Source organism: Janibacter sp. YB324 (assembly GCF_014217915.1).
Taxonomy (GTDB): Bacteria; Actinomycetota; Actinomycetes; order Actinomycetales; family Dermatophilaceae; genus Janibacter; species Janibacter indicus.
In genome coordinates, this window is the sequence record NZ_CP060120.1 from 93,765 (window position 1) to 111,648 (window position 17,884).

Annotated in this window: 18 protein-coding genes and 1 pseudogene; 4 read left to right on the forward strand and 15 right to left on the reverse strand. The window is 72.4% G+C overall.

Annotation, left to right across the window (positions count from 1 at the left end; all coding sequences use genetic code 11):
- Positions 1-45 precede the first annotated feature (45 nt).
- Both H7A72_RS00485 and H7A72_RS00490 read right to left on the reverse strand, forming a co-directional pair.
- Positions 46-1,719 (reverse strand): MDR family MFS transporter, encoded by a 1,674-nt coding sequence (locus H7A72_RS00485; RefSeq protein WP_223277708.1) that lies wholly within the window; start codon positions 1,717-1,719, stop codon positions 46-48.
- A 20-nt stretch (positions 1,720-1,739) separates the two neighbouring features.
- The gene (locus tag H7A72_RS00490) at positions 1,740-2,228 is read right to left on the reverse strand and encodes a MarR family winged helix-turn-helix transcriptional regulator (protein ID WP_185221267.1); all 489 of its coding nucleotides are present in this window, start codon (positions 2,226-2,228) and stop codon (positions 1,740-1,742) included.
- A gap of 170 nt (positions 2,229-2,398) precedes the next feature.
- Here H7A72_RS00490 and H7A72_RS00495 point away from each other — a divergent pair, with 170 nt between their 5' ends.
- Positions 2,399-3,370, forward strand: a complete 972-nt coding sequence (locus tag H7A72_RS00495) for a glycosyltransferase (protein ID WP_185221268.1) — start codon at positions 2,399-2,401, stop codon at positions 3,368-3,370.
- Here H7A72_RS00495 and H7A72_RS00500 read toward each other — a convergent pair.
- From H7A72_RS00500 to H7A72_RS16535, 3 genes are read right to left on the reverse strand one after another with little or no spacing between them, the layout of a single operon-like run.
- Positions 3,349-3,507, reverse strand: coding sequence for a hypothetical protein (locus H7A72_RS00500; protein WP_185221269.1), 159 nt, complete (start codon positions 3,505-3,507; stop codon positions 3,349-3,351). The two genes, H7A72_RS00495 and H7A72_RS00500, sit on opposite strands and share 22 nt — an antisense overlap.
- Positions 3,508-3,550: 43 nt before the next feature.
- The gene (locus H7A72_RS00505; RefSeq protein ID WP_223277709.1) at positions 3,551-4,189 is read right to left on the reverse strand and encodes a VOC family protein; all 639 of its coding nucleotides are present in this window, start codon (positions 4,187-4,189) and stop codon (positions 3,551-3,553) included.
- Between the two features lie 7 nt (positions 4,190-4,196).
- Complete coding sequence (locus H7A72_RS16535; RefSeq protein WP_223277710.1) at positions 4,197-4,787, reverse strand: DUF664 domain-containing protein; 591 nt, start codon at positions 4,785-4,787, stop codon at positions 4,197-4,199.
- Positions 4,788-4,914: 127 nt separating this feature from the next.
- On the opposite strand from H7A72_RS16535, the gene H7A72_RS00510 reads away from it, so the two are divergent.
- A complete protein-coding gene (locus H7A72_RS00510; protein ID WP_185221271.1) occupies positions 4,915-5,874 on the forward strand; it encodes a YafY family protein in 960 nt (319 codons plus the stop codon).
- 78 nt (positions 5,875-5,952) lie between these two features.
- On the opposite strand, the gene H7A72_RS00515 is transcribed toward H7A72_RS00510, so the two are convergent.
- The 7 genes from H7A72_RS00515 to H7A72_RS00545 all read right to left on the reverse strand — a co-directional run bounded on the left by H7A72_RS00515 (position 5,953) and on the right by H7A72_RS00545 (position 14,221).
- Complete coding sequence (locus H7A72_RS00515; protein WP_185221272.1) at positions 5,953-6,711, reverse strand: SDR family oxidoreductase; 759 nt, start codon at positions 6,709-6,711, stop codon at positions 5,953-5,955.
- A gap of 31 nt (positions 6,712-6,742) precedes the next feature.
- Complete coding sequence (locus tag H7A72_RS00520) at positions 6,743-7,807, reverse strand: phosphotransferase family protein (protein ID WP_185221273.1); 1,065 nt, start codon at positions 7,805-7,807, stop codon at positions 6,743-6,745.
- A 202-nt stretch (positions 7,808-8,009) separates the two neighbouring features.
- On the reverse strand, positions 8,010-8,903 hold the full coding sequence (locus H7A72_RS00525) for a diacylglycerol kinase family protein (RefSeq protein ID WP_185221274.1): 894 nt from the start codon (positions 8,901-8,903) through the stop codon (positions 8,010-8,012).
- 10 nt (positions 8,904-8,913) lie between these two features.
- Complete coding sequence (locus tag H7A72_RS00530; RefSeq protein WP_084450863.1) at positions 8,914-10,164, reverse strand: beta-propeller fold lactonase family protein; 1,251 nt, start codon at positions 10,162-10,164, stop codon at positions 8,914-8,916.
- Positions 10,165-11,082: 918 nt separating this feature from the next.
- A complete protein-coding gene (locus H7A72_RS00535) occupies positions 11,083-12,663 on the reverse strand; it encodes an ABC transporter permease (RefSeq protein ID WP_185221275.1) in 1,581 nt (526 codons plus the stop codon).
- On the reverse strand, positions 12,660-13,556 hold the full coding sequence (locus H7A72_RS00540) for an ABC transporter ATP-binding protein (protein ID WP_185221276.1): 897 nt from the start codon (positions 13,554-13,556) through the stop codon (positions 12,660-12,662). Before H7A72_RS00540 ends, H7A72_RS00535 begins: the two co-directional genes overlap by 4 nt.
- A complete protein-coding gene (locus H7A72_RS00545) occupies positions 13,553-14,221 on the reverse strand; it encodes a TetR/AcrR family transcriptional regulator (RefSeq protein ID WP_185221277.1) in 669 nt (222 codons plus the stop codon). Before H7A72_RS00545 ends, H7A72_RS00540 begins: the two co-directional genes overlap by 4 nt.
- A 166-nt stretch (positions 14,222-14,387) precedes the next feature.
- Here H7A72_RS00545 and H7A72_RS00550 point away from each other — a divergent pair, with 166 nt between their 5' ends.
- Positions 14,388-14,948 (forward strand): NTP transferase domain-containing protein, encoded by a 561-nt coding sequence (locus H7A72_RS00550; protein WP_185221278.1) that lies wholly within the window; start codon positions 14,388-14,390, stop codon positions 14,946-14,948.
- Here H7A72_RS00550 and H7A72_RS00555 read toward each other — a convergent pair.
- A complete protein-coding gene (locus H7A72_RS00555) occupies positions 14,939-15,547 on the reverse strand; it encodes an XdhC family protein (RefSeq protein ID WP_370543545.1) in 609 nt (202 codons plus the stop codon). The genes H7A72_RS00550 and H7A72_RS00555 overlap by 10 nt on opposite strands.
- A gap of 130 nt (positions 15,548-15,677) precedes the next feature.
- Positions 15,678-15,887, reverse strand: a pseudogene (locus H7A72_RS17030) (XdhC family protein); the annotation flags it as partial.
- Positions 15,888-15,961: 74 nt separating this feature from the next.
- Between H7A72_RS17030 and H7A72_RS00560 the strand changes: the two are divergent.
- Positions 15,962-17,470, forward strand: coding sequence for a DHA2 family efflux MFS transporter permease subunit (locus H7A72_RS00560; RefSeq protein WP_185221279.1), 1,509 nt, complete (start codon positions 15,962-15,964; stop codon positions 17,468-17,470).
- Positions 17,471-17,537: 67 nt separating this feature from the next.
- On the opposite strand, the gene H7A72_RS00565 is transcribed toward H7A72_RS00560, so the two are convergent.
- Complete coding sequence (locus H7A72_RS00565) at positions 17,538-17,873, reverse strand: MGMT family protein (protein ID WP_185221280.1); 336 nt, start codon at positions 17,871-17,873, stop codon at positions 17,538-17,540.
- Between the last annotated feature and the right edge of the window lie 11 nt (positions 17,874-17,884).

Below are 17,884 nucleotides of genomic sequence, written 5' to 3' on the forward strand. Positions count from 1 at the left end.
CGCTGGCCTCCCCGCGACAGGGTCCCCGGACCCGCCTGCCGGGTCTCAGGCCCGGCGCGCCCCGGCCAGGTCGGACGCGGCCGACGCGGTACCGGCGGCGGCGCCCCCTTCGCCCGTGGTGCGGTGGTCGCTCTCACCGGACTCCGACGCATAGGCGTCGAGCACCTGCTGGCCGGCGTCCTCGACCGGGTCGTCGTCGTTGGTCTCGCGCAGCGGGGTGTTCGGGATGAAGAGCGTCGCGACGAAGACGACCGCGAGGATCGGCAGGCCGAGCGCAAAGGCGTCGGTCAGCTTGTCGGCCAGACCCCAGCGGACGGCGTCGGCGACGGCCGGGGGCAGCTTGGCCAGGGCGCTCGGGTCGAGCACCGCCCCGGCGTCCATGTGACCGCCTGCCTGCGCGGGCATGCCGCCGGGCAGGTGCGAGGCGATCTTTTCCTGCAGGCCGCTCGACATGACCGCACCGAAGATCGCGATGCCAACGGTCGAGCCGACGTTGCGGAAGAACTGGGTCGACGCGGTGGCGACACCCATGTCGGAGCGGGATACGGCGTTCTGCACGACGAGGGTGTACTGCTGCATCGCCATGCCCAGGCCGATGCCGAGGACGACCATCGCCTCGGTGAGCTGCAGGCTCGTGGCGGCGTGGTCGAGGCGGGTGAGCAGGAAGACGCCGACCGCCATGATCGCGATGCCCGTGAGCATGAAGGGCAGGTACTTGCCCGTTCGGGTGATGAGCATCCCGGTGAGGATGCCGCAGATGATGAAGCCGAGCATGAGCGGCATGAGGATCAGGCCGGAGTTGGTGGCATTGACCCCGATGACGCCCTGGGCGAAGACCGGGATGTAGATGATCGCGCCGAACATGACGATCGCGACGCCGAAGGCGGAGACCAGGCTCAGGCTGATCGTGCGGTTGGCGAAGAGGCGCAGCGGCAGCACCGGCTCGACGGACTTGCGCTCGACGAGGACGAAGGCGGTGAGGGCGACGACGCTCAGGACGAAGAGGCTGATCGACTCGGTGGAGCCCCAGGCCCAGCTCGACCCGCCGAAGGAGACGGCGAGCAGCAGCGCGACGAGACCGGTCGAGAGGGTGGTGATGCCGAGGTAGTCGATCGGCGCCTTGCGCGGGGTGTGCGGCACGTGGAGGAAGCGTGCGATGAAGACCAGGGCGATCAGGCCGATGGGCAGCGACACGAAGAAGAGCCAGCGCCAGCCGAGGTGGTCGGTGATGACGCCACCGAGGAGCGGTCCGGCGACCGAGGTGACGCCGAAGACCGCGCCCATGAGGCCCTGGTACTTGCCGCGCTGCCGCGGCGGGATGATGTCGCCGATGATCGTCTGCGACAGCGGCATCAGCGTGCCCATGCCGAGGCCCTGCACGGCACGGCCGGCGACGAGCATCCAGAAGGACTGGGAGAAGCCGGCGATGAGCGAGCCGATCATGAAGACGACGATGCCGCCGAGGTAGAAGCCGCGCCGGCCGTAGAGGTCGGAGAACTTGCCGACGATCGGGACGGTGACGGCCGAGACGAGCATGGCCGCGGTGGCGACCCAGCTGTAGTGGTCCATGCCGCCGAGCTCGGAGACGATCCGGGGCAGGGCGGGGCCGACGATGGTCTGGCTGACGGAGGCGACGAGCATGCCGAGCATGAGGCCGGCGAAGACGCGCTTGTTCTCCGTGCTCAACGTGTAGGGGGCGGATGCCGTGGTGGAGCTCACGGGGCGGTCCTTCCGGTGGTCTAGAGGGGCGAAGGGGGGTGCGTCGCCGGGTGCGCCTCGGCGGCAAGATCGGTGGCCAGTCGGCTGAGGAGACGGTCGAGCTCCTCGAGGTCGTCGACCGGCCAGTCGGCGAGCATCCGGCCGAGGAGGCCGGTGCGGGCCGAGCGCTCGTCGGTGAGCGCGTCGTGACCGGCGGCGGTCAGGCGGACGGTCGAGGCCCGGCCGTCGCTCGGGTCGGGCAGTCGCTCGAGGAGGTCGTGCGACTCGAGGTGGGTGACCCGCCGGCTGATCGTCGACAGGTCGTGGCCAAGGGTCTCCGCGAGCTTCGAGATGCGGATGCCGGCCTCGGTGGGGCAGTGCGCGAGCGACCCGAGGAGGGCGTAGTCGGTGCGACTCATCGCCTGGGGGTCGGTCGCCTGCCGGCGCGCGATCATCTTGGAGAAGAGCCCGAAGACCTGGCCCAGGGTCTCCTGCAGATGAACTGCGACGGTGGAGGTGGTTGTGTGCACCCATCAACTATATGCCTGCATGAGGCAACCAACCAAATCGCCCGACCTCAAGGAAATGCGACGGGGGACACGGTGCGGCGTCCGCGGCGGGCGGGGCGGTGGCAGTACGGTGACGGCGGCTGCGTGGTGGACGTGGTCGGGGAAGCGCGAACGAACGACGGGGATGGACCATGGGGGAGCAGGACTGGCAAGCCAAGGCGCAGTACCACGCTGCGCGCTCGCGGGAGCGGGCCGAGCGGATCGCCGAGCTCGGGGAGGAGCTGCTGCGGGCTCGCGCCGGCGCAGCGCAGGACGTGGTGCCGCCCGTCTACGGGGTGACCCGCTACAGCCTCTTCCAGCCGGAGAGCCCGGACTGGCGCCTCTCCCAGGTGGACGCCGCGGAGTACCGCGACCGGCTCTGGGCCCCCGAGCGGATGGCGCCGCGCCAGCAGATCTTCCTCGAGTGGGCGGTGCCGGTGTACCAGCGCTTCCACGAGCGGCACGGCTACCGGCACATCGTGCAGCACAGTCCCGACCTGCCCGACCGGTGGCTGGACCCCCTTCGTGCCGCGGCCGAGGCCAACCCGGCGCTCGTCCTCGACCCGGTCGGCGGGTGGAAGGGGCGCATCGGCGCGATCCGTGACGACCTGCGGGCCCGAGGTGTGCCTGCCGGGCCGCTCGCCTGGGTGCGCGTCGACGACGACGACCTGCTCGCCACCGACTACCTCGACCGGCTGCTGCCGCTCGTCACCTTGGCCCACGACGGGTTCGCGGTGAGCTTCGGTCGTGGCCTCACCGCTCGCTACACCGACGGAGCCCTGGCCGACTTCGGGGTGACGGTGCAGGCGATGGTCTCGATGGGCCTGGCCTTCGTCGGGCATCACGACGGCACCGGCAGGACGAGCTTCCCCTCGTCCGCCCGTAGTCACGCGGTGCTGCACCGGCACTTGCCGACCGTGCTCGACTCACGTCAGGTGTCGTACCTGCGGCTGCTTCACGGCCAGCAGGACCGAGACGTGGGTCGGGCGGCGTCGGACCCGACGCAGAGCCGCGTCGTCCCGGATCTCGACGAGACCCTGGCCGATCTCTTCCCGACCGTGGTCGGGGCCTCCGACACCGCCTCCGGCACGACCGGCGAGCCTCAGGCCCCCTTCGCCAGGTAGGCCATGAGGGCGACGGTCATCGCGCTCATGCCGGTCCGCAGGGAGGGCACGTCGAGCGCGCGCGAGATGTCGCAGCCGAGCTCGTGCAGCCGGTCGGCGACGATGCCGGCGAGCAGGGTCCGTGCGTCCGTGGCCATGCCCTCGGTCTGCACCCGGGCGGGCGCGCCCGAAGGGGGACGGTCAGCCCTGCTCGATGATCAGGGTCGGGGTGCCCAGGGCGCGGTCGCGGACGGTCGCGACCCGGGTGCCGGGCTTGCGGCCGGTGCGCACCTCGGAGACCTCGACGCCGCCGGCGACGAGGCGCTCGCGGGTGGCCTCGATGTTGGCGGACCGCCAGGCCAGGCCGCCGAAGCTGTCGGGGTCGCCCGTCGGCTCGATTGGTGCGGCCACCTCGACGACCGCGTCGCCGCACCGGAAGAAGAGCCCGCGGAAGCCGTGCTCCATCAGGCGCCGGTCCAGCCGCAGGTCGAGGCCGACGCGCGCGCCGAGGTCGGCGGCGGCCCGCTCGGCGTCACCGGTGCGCACGACGACGTGGTCGAGGACGAGGTCGGTGCTGCTGGGGATCCCTTCGCCCTCGACGAAGGGGGCGAGTCGCCAGGTCAGTCCGCCGAGGTCGAAGCCGTCGGCGTCGCCGACGAGGCCGCGCCGCTGGAGCAGGCGCTCGGTCGCCGCGACGTCGTCGACGCCGAGGACGACGGCGGCCAGGCCCCCTTCGCCCGGCGTGACCTCGATCTCGCGGTCGAGCGTGCCGAGTCGCCGCCAGGCGTCCTGCGTGGCGGCGACGTCGGGGCTGGTGATGGTCAGTCCGCTGATCCTCACCCCGCCATCATGGCGTGGCCGGCTGCGGGGCGCTCCACGGCTCGGCGAAGGGGGTCGCCGGACGGCCCGTGTCGGCGAGGACCAGCTCGAGCGAGGTCGCGCCGTCGATCTGCTCGCGGATGATGTCGGCGTGGCCCGCATGCCGGGCGAGCTCCTCGATGAAGTGGCCGAAGGAGTAGCGCATCGCGGCCTGCGAGGAGTCCATCAGGCCGTACCACGGGGCCGGCGGGACGGTCTGCTCCGCGCTCGGGTCGCTGCTGCGGATCCACTCGACGACCGCGACCCGGCGTCGGTCGAAGGTCGCGATCGTCTCGGCGAGGGTCTCGTCGGCGCGCAGGGCGAAGGTGTCCATGAAGGCCGCGTAGGCGTCCTCGGTGATCTCGCCGCCCTCCTCGACGCGCGCCTCCTTGTCGTCCGGCGCGGCGATGACATAGCTCGTGTGCTTGATGATCCCGCCGATAGACAGTGCTGAGCGGGTCGGGGTGAGGCGAGCCTGCTCCTCGGTGAGGCCGTGGGCGCTGGCGCGCAGGCTCTCGAGCTGCTGGTCGACGTACTCGGCGTAGCCGGTGATCTCGTCGTGGACGGCCGGTGTGTACATGGCGTGCTCCTTGCGGTCGAAGTCTCGCTGCTCGTGCCGCGAAGGGAGGGACCTCCCTTCGCCCGGAATCCACTGTCCACGGCATTGCGGACACTTTCTGTCACCAATCCGGCGGATGATGGTGGGCATGGCCGAGACGACCGAACGTGCGCTGCGCCTGCTCGGGCTCTTCGAGACCCGGTCCGTGTGGACGGGACCCGAGCTCGTCGAGCTGCTCGGGGTGACCACCCGCACCCTGCGGCGCGACGTCGAGCGGCTGCGCGAGCTCGGCTATCCCGTCGAGGCGACGCCCGGGGTCGGCGGCGGATACCGGCTCGGCAGCGGCGGGCGGATGCCGCCGCTGCTCCTCGAGGAGGACGAGGTCGTGGCCGTGACGGTGGCACTTCGCGTTGGCGCACAGGGGATCTCGGCGATCGGCGAACCCGCCGTGCGGGCCCTGACCAAGCTCGACCAGGTGATGCCGCCGCGGCTGCGCGGCGAGGTGGCGGCGCTCGCCGACGCCACCGCCCTGCTGCCCGGCGCGACCGACGACGTCGACACCGGCGTGCTCGTCGTCCTCGCCCACGCGGTGCGTGACCACGTGCGGGTGCGCTTCGGCTACACGGGGCGCTCGGGCGAGGTGAGCGATCGCGCCGTCGAGCCCTATCGCCTCGTCGCGACCGGTCGGCGGTGGTACCTGCTCGCGTGGGACGGGCGAAGGCAGGACTGGCGCACCTTCCGCCTCGACCGGATGTCGGGGGTGCGGGCGTCGACCTTCCGCTTCCGGCCGCGGCCGTCGCCCGATGCCGTCGAGCACGTGCGGCGGGCGGTGACCCGGGCCGGCTATGCCCACCGGGTGCGGGTGCGCCTGACCGCCGACGTCGAGGCGGTGCGCCGCCGCGTCCCCGCGGCCTACGGGGTCGCGACCCAGGTGCGCCCCGGTGTCACCGACCTCGAGTCGAGCGCCGACGACCTCGCGAGCCTCGCCCGTCACCTGACGATGGCGGCCTTCGACCTCGGCGCCACCCTCGAGGTCCTCGAAGGGCCCGGCCTCGCCGACGCCATCGACGACTTCACCATCCGCCTCGCCGCCATCCGCCAGACGTGAGTCTGCATTGCCGTAGGGCAATGCAGATTCAGGTCGGCCGGGAGGCCGCATTGCCGTAGGGCAATGCAGAGTCGGGCGTCAGAGCATCTTGCGCACGACGGAGAGCGGCAGCACCTTCATCGCGGAGCCGACGGCGACCCAGGGCTTGGCGGGGACGAGCGCCTTGGCCTTGCGGCCCTCGATGGCGACGACCATCGCGCGCACGCCGGTCTCGGTGTCGACCATGAACTTCGTCTTCTGCTCGACCTTCTCGTTCATCTCCGAGCGGATGTAGCCCGGGTAGAGGACGGTGACGTCGATGTCGAGCTCGGGCTTGCCGATCATCTCGCTGCGGATGCCCTCGCCGAGCGAGGCGAGGAAGGCCTTGGAGGCGCCATAGGTCGTCATCGACTTCGGCATGCCGCGCAGCGCGGTGACCGAGGCGATGAGCACGAGGTGGCCGGCCTTCTGCTCGCGGAAGATCGCCATCGCGGCTTCGGTCTGGATCGCGGCGCCGAGCACATTGGTCTCGATGGTCTGCCGGTTGGCGTAGTGGCTGCCCTTGCCATAGGGCGCGCCCTTGCCGAGTCCGGCGTTGACGACGACCCGGTCGAGGCGGCCGAAGTCCCCCTTCGCCTGGTCGAAGACGGCGGTGACGGAGTCGTCGTCGGTGACGTCGAGGGCATAGGTCTCGACCCGGCGACCAGGGTGGGCGGCGAGGATCTGCGCCTTGAGCTCGTCGAGCCGGTCGGTGCGGCGCGCGGTGAGCGCCAGGTCGTGGCCGAGCGCGGCGAACTGGCGGGCCATCTCGGCGCCGAGGCCGGAGCTGGCGCCGGTGATGAGGGTCGTGAAGGTCATGCGGACTCCTGGGTGTGGGGCGAAAGGGGGATCAGCCGACGAGGGCGCGGCAGCGGGCGTCGAGATAGGTGACCATCGGCCCGAAGGCCGCGAACCGCGGGTTGGTCGTGGCACCGGAGACGTAGCGGGCGTAGATCTGCTGGGCGATGCCTGCGAGGCGGAAGAGGCCGAAGACCTCGTAGAAGGCCCACTCCCGAGCGCTCACCTCGAGTCCCCGTGCGGCGCAGTAGCGCTCGACGATCTGGGCCCGGGTGAGCATGCCCGGCAGGTGCGTCGGCTGCAGGCGAAGGGAGCGCATCGTCGCGTCGTCGTCGGCCTGGGCCCAGTAGGCCAAGGCCCCGCCGAGGTCCATGAGCGGGTCGCCGACGGTCGCCAGCTCCCAGTCGAGGACACCGACGACACGCGTCGGGTCGGCGGCATCGAGGACGAGGTTGTCGAGACGGAAGTCGTTGTGGATCAAGGCATGCGGCCGATCGGCCGGCTCGCGCTCGGCCAGCCAGGCCATGACGTCCTCGAAGTCCGGGACGTCGTCGGTCGCCGCTGCGCGATAGCGGGAGGACCACCCTTCGACCTGGCGGTGGACGTAGCCGTCGCCGCGGTCGAGGGCCGCGAGCTGGGGCACGGCGGCGACGTCGACCTCGTGCAGCTCGACGAGTGTGGCCAGGGCGGCCTCGCACAGGGCGGTGGCCTGCTCGGGGGTGAGGGTGACGCCGTCGGGCAGGTCGCGGCCGAGGATCGTGCCCTCGAGCTTGTCCATGACGTAGAAATCGCTGCCGAGGACCTCGGGGTCCGTGCACAGCCCGACCATCCGCGGCACGCGGGGGAAGACGGGGTGCAGCGCCGCCTGCAGGTCGTGCTCGCGGTGCATGTTGTGCGCGCTGCCGCCGAGGGCCCCGTGGGGCGGGCGGCGCAGCACGAGCGCCCTGGTGGGCCACCGCAGCTCGTAGGTGAGGTTGGACGCCCCGGAGTCGAACTGCCGCACCTGCGGCTCGCCCTCCAGCGCCCTGACGACCTCCGGGTCGCCGTGCTCGCGCAGCCACGCGCTCACCCGCGCCACGTCGAAGGCGTCCTCCTCACGCACCGCTCCTGCACTCATCGCCGCTCCTGTCCTGAACCCGGGTTCATGTCGCCCGACCCTACCTGCCGCAGGATGAAGGGGGGATGGCTGCGCATCGAGCGGACGGCCAGGCGGGTTGGCGCAGCGTCAAGCCGAACCCTGGCGGGCCTGTCCTTCGTGCTCCTGTCGGCCGCCGCATCGACCCAGCCGCTTGGGGCCCGCTGCCCGCGGGCACTGGTGCTCAGCCCGCGACACGGATCGCCAGCGCGTGCTCCTCGCACCGCACGAGCAGCCGTCGGGCCGGGCCGACCACGTCACCGTCGAGCTGCACGTGCAGCGGCTGCTCACTCGTCACCTCGACTTCCCGCGACGCGCGGGTCGCCAGGCCGGCGACGTCACCGGGGAGGCGGAAGACCCCCTTCGCCGCGACGCCGAGCCACTGCCCGGGACGTCGCACCGTCACCTCGAGCACGTCGAAGAGCCCGTCGTCGACGAGCCCGCCCGGCGCGATCCGCACGCCGGCCCGCACCCGTTCGCAGTTGGCGGCGAGGACGCTCCACACCCGCAGGTGCTCGGCCTCGCCGTCGTCGTGCCGGACCGTCACCGGCACCGGGCGCCGCAGCGCCTTGACCGCTGCCGGCGCGACATAGGCCGGCCAGCCGATGCGCTCCTTGAGGGTCGGGTTGGTCGCCGCCACCGTCGCCGCGTCGTGGCCCATCCCCGCCAGCACGACGAAGGGGAGGTCCCTCGCCTCGTCGTCGACCCGCGCGATACCCAGGTCCACGGGTCGGGCGCGGCCGGTCAGCGCGACCTCGACGGCCCCCTCGACGGTGCGCGGCAGGTCGAGGTTGTGGGCGAGGAGGTTGGCCGTGCCGATCGGCACGATGCCCAGGTCGACCCCGGTGCCGCCGAGGGCGTGGGCGACGTGCCGCACGGTGCCGTCGCCGCCGGCCGCGACGACCAGCTCGGCGCCGGCCTCGACCGCGGCGCGGGCCTGGCCGTGACCGCAGTCGTCGCGGGTCGTCAGGTGGACGTCGGGGTCCGGCCAGCCGGCCGCCTGGGCCGCGGCGACTACCGCCTCGAGCGCGCGCTCCCAGCCCCCCTTCGAGGGGTTGAGGACGAGCGCGGCCCTCATGGCGCGGTCCTCACAGGGTCCGCGAGTCGTCGAAGACGATGATCGAGCCGCCGTAGCTGGCGACCCACACGCGCTTCTTCGTGGGCTCGTAGGTGATGCCGATGGGCAGCGCGTCGGTCTTCTCGGTCTGCACGACCTCGAAGTCCTTGGTCCGGATCTTGCTCACCGTGCTGCTGCCGTAGTTGCCGACGTAGATCGCGCCGCCGTCGGGGCTGATCGCCATCGAGCGCGGCTCGGACCCGACCTGCACCTCGCGCAGGGTCTTGCCGGTCGTGGCGTCCACCTCGCTCACGGTACCCGCGCCGTTGTTGGAGATGTAGAGCTTCGAGCCGTCGGGCGAGACGAGCAGGTGGCGCGGTCCGTCGCCGGTGGCGGCGAAGTCGCTGACCTTGCCGGACTCGAGGTCGACCCGCACCGTCTTGTCCGAGCCCATGACGGCGACGAAGGCGACCTTGTCGTCGGGCGTGATGGCGATGCCGCGGGGGTGCTTGCCGTCGATGGGGATCGTGGTGACGACCTCTCCCTTCGCCGTGTCGACGACGTCGAGGTCCATGGAGCACCAGTTGGTCACCAGGACCTTGCTGCCGTCGTGGGTCGCCGCGACGTACTTGGGCACGGCGCCGACCCGCACGACGTCCTTGATCTCCAGGCTGTCGGTGTCGATCTTGTAGAGGTAGCTGTCGGAGATGCCCTCGGGGCCGGTGCACGCGTCGGCACCCTCGGGGGAGAAGCCCTCGCCGTACATCGCGTAGTTGCTCACCCACGCGGTCTTGCCGTCGGGGCTGAAGGCCATCTCGACCGGCGCGCCCTTGCTCGTGCCCGGGTGGCCCTTGACCCCGAAGTCGGAGAGCTTCACCGCGTCCGAGATCGTCTTCTCGATGGCGCCGTCGGGGGTGAGCGCGGTGACCGAGTGGCTGTACATCATGTTCTGCGCGAAGACGTGACCCGTGGGCGAGGCGACGACCGACTTGGGCGTCATGGCGCCGGTGAGCCGCTGGATGCGCACCATCGACGAGTCGGCGGGTGCGGCCTCCTTGCCCTGCTTCTGCGCCGGCTTGACCGCGGGCGCCGCCTTTTCGACCTTGGCCGGGGCCGCGCGCTTCGCGGGGGCGGCCACCTGCTGGGGCGTGCCGGCGGAGGCGGTCTCGTCGCCGCCGACGAGCCGGCCGATGCACACGACGAGGACGATGAGCACGACGATGAGCACGGCCATGGCGACACGACGTCGCTTGACGTAGACCGGGTCGTTGTTGATCTTCACGGGGCACCTCGGAGTCGGTTTCCCAGCAACCTAGGGCCGGTGCGGCCGCGGCCGGGGGAGGCGCACCGGCCCTGACCGATCCTGTCCCAAAGGCTGACGAAGGGAGCGACCTTCGGCCGATGTGCCGTCCACCGGCCTCTTCGTAGCCTCGTCGTCATGGGAGGCAGTCAGGTCTACGAGATGGTCATCGACGGGCGTCGGCACCGCGTCGAGACCTCCGTCGGCGACGGCTGGAGCAACTCGGCGACGTGGTGGGTCGACGACGAGGAGCTGGCCACCGCGAGGTCCTCCACGGCCGACAACCTCTACCTCGTCGCGGACGAGGACCACGAGCTCGCCGACGAGGTCGGTGCCGTCCGCGCTCGCTTCACCACCCTGAGCAAGCCGGTCCGCGCGACGTGGTTCGAGGGAGACCGCTCGGCCGCGGAGGCCAAGGCCCAGGTCGGCGTCGGCGGGCTCGACCTCGTGCCCGAGCCGGGGTCGCCGGCCGCGGTGCGTGAGGAGCGGATGCGGGCCAGGCCGCGGCTCTACGCTGCCCGGCACGTCGCGGCCGGGGTGGGCAAGGTCGTCATCCCGATCCTGCTGGCCGCGCTCGCGGCCCGCCTCGTCGTGTCGATCCCGTGGCCCGACTGGGACCTGCCGTCCCTCCCGATGCCCGACCTCGACCTGCCGAGCATCCCGTGGCCCTCGATCGACCTCCCGTCGATCCCGTGGCCGGACTGGAGTGCTCCGGGCTGGCTCGTGTGGATCCTCGGCCACCTGAAGTACATCCTCCCGATCCTCGCCGGGTTGCTTCTGGCCCGGGCCGAGATCTCGCGACGGCAGCACCAGGACGCCGAGCGTGCGCGGAGGGGCGCAGGGGGCCCCTCCGCGCAGGGTTCGCACCGGTCGGGCGAGGACCGGTCGGGCGAGGACCGCTCAGCGGTGCGGGACGTCCCGGCGGCGGAAGCCGACGACGCCGAGCACAGCGAGGGCCAGTCCGCCGACCCCGGCGACGACCGACCCGGTGACGTCGACCGCCTCCGCCGGGACGTTGCCGACGAGGCCGAAGGGGGCCCACTCGACCAGCCCCGCAGGTAGGTCGAGCCCCGGGCCCATGTAGCCGATGACCGCGGCCACGGCGAAGACCGCCCAGACGGCCGGCTGCCACCGGGGGGCACAGCCGAAGAGGGCGAGCGAGAGTCCACCGAGCAGGAGCATGACCGGCAGGTGCTGGGCGGCGGCCGTGAGCAGGGTGGGGACCCAGGACGAGTCGCCCAGTGCCGCAGCGGTGCTCACCGCGAGAGCGATGGCTCCGGCGGCGCCGACGACGAGGGTCCCGCCGGCGACGACGAGCAGGTGCGGGGCCAGCCAGGCGGTCCGGCTGCGGGCTTCGCTCAGCTGCAGCTCGAGGCGGCCTGAGGTCTCCTCGCCGCGCAACGACCCGAGCGACTGGAGCACGTAGCCGCCGACGAGCATCGACAGCAGCAGGACGAACATCGCGGCCATCGGCTCGACGATGCTGCTCGTGTCCCCGCCGATCCACACCTCGAGGTCGGGGTTGCCGGTGATCGCGTCGATGACCGTCTGCATGAGCGAGCCGTAGGTGCCCATGAGCACGGCGACGAGCACCGCCCAGCCGAGCGTCACCGTGCGGTGCTCGCGCAGCGCGAGGCCCAGGGGTGCGACGAGCCCGGCGCTCGCCCGGCGCGGCCCGGTGCGGGGGGCGACGAGCGAGCCGCCGACGTCGCGGCGGGTCGAGAGGCTGAGGGCGGCGGCGATGAGCAGCGCGGCGGTGGCCAGGCTCAGGACGAAGGGGAGCGCTCGCGTCTCCCCGAAGGCCGCCACCTCGTCGTACCAGCCGAGCGGGCTGAGCCACAGCACCCACGTGCTGTCGACGGCGCCGACGCCGCGGACGAGGTAGGAGACCAGGGCGACCGCCAGGCTCGCCGCCCAGACGGTGCGCCCGTGCCCGAAGGCCTGGGCAGCGACGGCGGCGACCCCGACGTGGACCGCGCCGAGGCAGGCGAGGGCCGCGCCGTAGACGAGGGAACCGGTGGGGTCGGCGTCGGCGGCGAGGAAGGCCAGGGCCGAGAGCACCCCGACACCCACGAGGGCGGCCAGGGCGAGACCGATCGCCGCGACGAGCGGTGCCTGTCGCCCCACGCGGGAGGCGAGGAGCAGCTCGAGCCGCCCGGCCTCCTCCTCGCGACGGGTGCCGCGGACGGTCAGCGCGGTCGCGAGGAGCGGGATGGCGAAGGCGACGACGAAGCCGAGCTCGTTGACGAGTACCCCGCCGAGGGTGTCGGTGCCGGCGACGGCGCCGTTGAGCACCCGCATGCCGGGGCCCGCCGTGGTCTCGGCGTAGGAGCGCAGCTTGTCGGGGGTGTCGTAGAGGCCGGTGATCGAGGTCGTCGTGAGCAGCACGACCGCGGTGAGGCCGAGGACCCAGGCGAGCACGACCTTCCACCCGGTGCGCCACTGCACCCGCAGGCTGGTCCCCACCCCGGCGATGCTCATGCCGACACCCGGTACTGCTCGAGGAAGAGGTCGTCCAGGCTCGGCGGCTGGATCGTCAGGGTGTGCACGCCCGCGGCGTGCAGCCGCCCGACGACGTCGGAGACGGCGTGCGCCTCGACGTGGCAGCGGGTCTCGACGCGGCCGTCGACCTCCCCTTCGTCCAGGGCGGTGACCCCCGCGACCCCGGTGAGCCCGGGGGAGGCGTCGGTGACCGCGTGGACCCGGCTGCTCGTGCTGCGGCGCAGGTCGGCCAGCGTGCCGGTCGTCACCGTGCGGCCGGCGCGGATGATGCTCACCCGGTCGGCGAGCGCCTCGACCTCGCCGAGGATGTGGCTCGAGAGCAGCACGGTCGTGCCGCCGGCGACGCGCTCGCGGACGACCTCCTGGAAGACCTGCTCCATGAGCGGGTCGAGGCCGGAGGTCGGTTCGTCGAGGAGGAGCAGGTCGACGTCGGCGGCCAGCGCGGAGATGAGCGAGACCTTTTGCTTGTTGCCGGTGGAGTAGTCGCGGGTGCGCTTGCGGGTGTCGAGGTCGAAGCGCTCGACGAGGTCACGTCGCCGCCCTTCGTCGAGCCCGCCGTGCGCCCGGCCGAGGACGTCGATGCACTGGCCGCCGGTGAGGCCGGGCCAGAGGGTGACGCCGGCGGGCACGTAGGCCAGGCGGCGGTGCAGCTCGACGGCGTCGTGCCAGGGGTCGCCACCGAGCACGCTCACCTCCCCGCCGTCGGCCCGGGTCAGGCCGAGCAGGACGCGGATCGTCGTCGACTTGCCGGCGCCGTTGGGGCCGAGGAAGCCGTGGACCTCGCCCTGCCCGACGGTGAGGTCGAGACCGTCGAGGGCGTGGGTGCTGCCGTAGGTCTTGCGCAGGTCGCGGGTGCGGATGACGTCGTTCACGAGGTCTCCTCGGACGAAGGGGGTGTGGTCCCGATGCCGCCGTCTGCTGTTGTATCGGGTGTGGGCAAGATTGCTGCATAGAAGCGCATCGCCTCGTCGGCCCAGCGGGCCAGGCCCTCGCCGCGCAGGGGGTCGACGCCGAGGATCTGGCGCCAGTGGTCGGCGAGGAAGAGGGCGCCGAGGTCGGAGGACATGGCCAGTGCAGCGCGCATCTCGGGGTCGGGGCCGGCCCGGAGCTTGCCGGCGGCGTCCCAGACGCGGAAGACCTCGACGGTGCGCCGGTGCCACGCGGTGAGCAGCTCGGTCGCGAGCGGGTCACCACTCATGAGGATGCGGCGCAGGTAGGGCACGATCGGGGAGCCCTCCGGCAGCGCCTGCTGGAGCATCTCGCCGATGGACGACCACTCGGCGGCCTGCATGTCGGCGGCGAGGTCGGTGTCGGTCGACAGGTCGAAGAGCTCGTCCATCCAGGCGCGCACGTGCTCGACCACCGCCTCGCGCAGCCCGGCCTTGGACCCGAAGTGGTGGACCACGAGTGCCGGCGACACCTCGGCCCGCTCGGCGATCTGCCGCATCGTCACGGCGTCCTCGCCGCGCTCGGCGAAGAGCTCGAGCGCGGCATCGCGCACCCGCGCCCGCCCGGTGCGATCGTCGACTGAACTCATGTTCAGCAGGCTAAACCCGTGTTCAGTACCCGGTCAAGGAGTCCGCATTGCCCTACGGCAATGTCAAGGAGTCCGCATTGCCCTACGGCAATGCGGACTCCACACGGCATTGCCGTAGGGCAATGCGCGATCCCGCTCCCTGCCTCTCGAGACTTAGGCTGCCCGCATGGCCCTCGTCCACGGACTCCTCCTCGCCGCCGGCGCCGGTCGGCGGATGGGCCGGCCCAAGGCCCTCGTCAGCGACCCCGACGGCACGTCGTGGCTGGCCCGGGCGGTGTCCGTGCTGGACGAAGGGGGTTGTGCCGCAACGCTCGTCGTGCTGGGAGCGAGCGGGGAGCAGGCGGAGCTGGATTTGCCACGCACCTCGTGGACGCACTGCCCGGACTGGGCGAAGGGGGTGGGTCACTCCCTTCGTCATGGCTTGCGTGTGCTCGGCGAGGGTGGGGCCGATGCCGCCCTGGTCCACCTCGTCGACCTGCCGGACGTCACCGCGGCCGTGGCGCAGCGGCTGCTCGGGGGAGAGGTGGGGAGTGGCGCCCTTCGGCGGGCGGTCTACTCCGGGAGGCCCGGTCACCCGGTTCTCATCGGCCGTGACCACTGGGCGCCGCTCGTCGCCGAGCTCGACGGCGACCGTGGGGCCGCGGACTACCTGCGGCGGCGCGACGCCGAGACCGTCGAGTGCGCCGACCTCGCGACCGGTCAGGACGTCGACCGGCCTCAGGCGTGAGTGTGGTGGATCGGGCCGCCCCGGTCCGACAGCCATGACCCCGCGCCGCCCCAGCGCAGCGAGATGATCTCCGCGGCGATCGTCACGGCCGTCTCCTCGGGCGTCCGGGCGCCGAGGTCGAGGCCGATGGGCGAGCTGAGCCGGACGATCTCGTCGTCGGAGACGCCGACCTCGCGCAGCTGCGCCAGGCGCTGGTCGTGCGTGCGGCGCGAGCCCATCGCGCCGACATAGGCGACCTGCTCCAGCCGCAAGGCGACCTCGAGGAGGGGGATGTCGAACTTCGGGTCGTGGGTGAGGACGGTGAGGACCTCTGAGAGGCCCTGGGCGAGTAGTCCCCGGGCGTCATCGGTCAGCGCCGCGACCTGCCGGGTGCTCATCCGCTGGTCGAGGTGGGAGGCCGCCTGCGGCCGACCCGTTCCCCGGTGGTCGAGGTGGGAGGCCGCCTGCGGCCGACCCTCGAGACCCTCCGGCCGCACGACGAGCCGCAGCCCGACGAAGGCCGGCTCCGGGTGCTCGATGACCGTCGCGACGGCGACGGGCCGCCCCGCACGGATGTCGGCGGCGACCTCCGGCAGCTCGGGGAAGGTCGCGGGAGACACCGGCTGTACGAAGAGCTCGAGCTGACCGCCGCACGTCAGGGCCCACCTCGAGGGCGTCGCCGTCGCTCACCCCGTAGCGGGTGAGGACCGGGCTCCCTTCGGCCGCGACCTCGCGGGCCAGCTCGTAGACGGCCCCCTCGACGCAGCCGCCCGACACCGAGCCGACGGCACGGTCCTCGTCGACGAGCATCGTCGCGCCCGGCTGGCGCGGGGCGGAGTGCCAGGTGCCGGTGAGCGTCGCGAGCCCCACGGACCGTCCGGCGTGCCAGGCGGACTCGAGGTCGTCGAGGACGTCGTGCACGGGCACTCCCTTCGGTCGGCGATGACGCCAGCGCAGCATAGGCCGGTGGGTGGTCTCTCCCCTCCCGTCGACGGATGGCGGGACTGCCGGGCCCGAGGCGTAGCGTCGGGCCCATGACGACCCAGGCGGGCCAGGCGCCCGTGCTCAGCGACGACGAGTTCCCCGACAACCCGTGGCCGGCGCTGTGGGCCCTCGTCGTCGGCTTCTTCATGATCCTCGTCGACGTCTCGATCGTCTCGATCGCGACGCCGGCGCTCATGGAGTCCTTCGACACGGGCATCGAGCCGGTGCTGTGGGTGACGAGCGCCTACCTGCTCGCCTACGCGGTGCCGCTGCTCATCACCGGGCGCTTCGGCGACCGCTTCGGGCCCAAGCGGCTCTACCTCACCGGCCTGGCGATCTTCACCCTCGCCTCGCTCGCCTGCGGGCTCGCCCCGACCATCGGCTGGCTCATCGGCGCACGCGTCGTCCAGGGCCTCGGTGCGTCGATGATGACCCCGCAGACGATGGCCGTCATCACCCGCACCTTCCCGCCCGCGCGGCGCGGGTCCGCGATGGCCCTGTGGGGTGCGACCGCGGGCGTCGCCTTCCTCGTGGGCCCGCTGCTCGGCGGCCTGCTCCTCGACTCGGCCGGCTGGGAGTGGATCTTCTTCATCAACGTGCCCGTCGGGATCATCGGCTTCGTCGCCGCGGCCCGGCTCGTGCCGCGGCTGCAGCAGCACGCGCACCAGATGGACTGGGTCGGCGTCGGCCTGTCGGCGGTCGGGCTCTTCCTCGTGATCTTCGGCCTGCAGGAGGGTGAGGGCCACGACTGGGGCCAGATCGTCGGGCCGCTCACCGTCCCGATGCTCATCGGCGCCGGGGTGCTCGTGCTCGTCGGCTTCGTCGTGTGGCAGGCGCGAGGGCCGGCCGAGCCGCTCGTGCCGCTCGGGCTCTTCCGCGACCGCAACTTCTCGCTGTCCAACCTGGCGATCACGACGATGGGCCTGTCGGTGACGGCGATGATGTTCCCGCTGCTCGTGTGGCTGCAGAGCGTGCGTGGCTACACGCCGACCGAGGCCGCGCTGCTCATGTCCCCGCAGGCCATCGCCTCGATCGCGCTCGCCCGCCCGGTCGGCCAGCTCGTTGACCGGATCCACCCGCGGGTGCTGCCGACGCTGGGCCTGGGCGGCTTTGCCGTGACGCTGTTCGTCCTCTCGCGCCTGATGACCCCCGACTCGTCGATCGTCGCGGTGTGCGTCGCGATGACCTTCATCGGCGTGACGGGCGCGTGCATCTGGGGCCCGCTCGCGACGACGGCCAACCGCAACCTGCCGATCCACCTCGCCGGCGCCGGCTCGGGCATCTACAACACGACCCGCCAGGTCGGCTCGGTCATCGGGTCGGCGGCCATCGCGGCGCTCATGTCCGCGCGCATTGCCTCCCACCTAGGTCCGCAGGCAGCCGAGCGCTTCGGCTCGGGCGAAGGGAGTGCTGCCGCCGGTCCCGCAACCCTGCCCCCGCAGGTCGCCGAAGCGCTGTCGTCCGCCTTCGCCGAGTCGCTGCTCCTGCCCGCCGCGGTCCTCGTGGTCGGCGCGGTGGCCGCCCTGGCGCTGGAGCAGATGCGCCACCAGCGCGGCTGACTCCCCTTCGGTTGATGTACCTCGGTGCGCTGGGACTCACTCTCATACATCGACTCGCGCGCCCCGCTCACCCCAGGTCGGCGACCGCGGCCTCCCACGCGGCGGCCAGCGCCTCCAGATCTGCCCGGTGGTCACGGATCCGGCAGCCCAGACGGTTGGGCTTGACCTCGATGCCCTCGACCGCCCACTCGACGAAGGCCGCCTGCCGCAGGTGCGAGGGCAGGTCGCCCGACGCATTGGTCACCCGCCACCACGTGACGTTGCTGCCGTAGACGCGCATGATCGAGCCGACCTGGCGCGGGCCGGTGCCGACGAGGGCGGCGAGGTCGCCGTAGGAGACGACCCGGCCCCGGGGCACGAGCTCGACCGCCCGCAGCACCCGCTCGACGAGGACGTCGTCCACGGCTCCTCCGT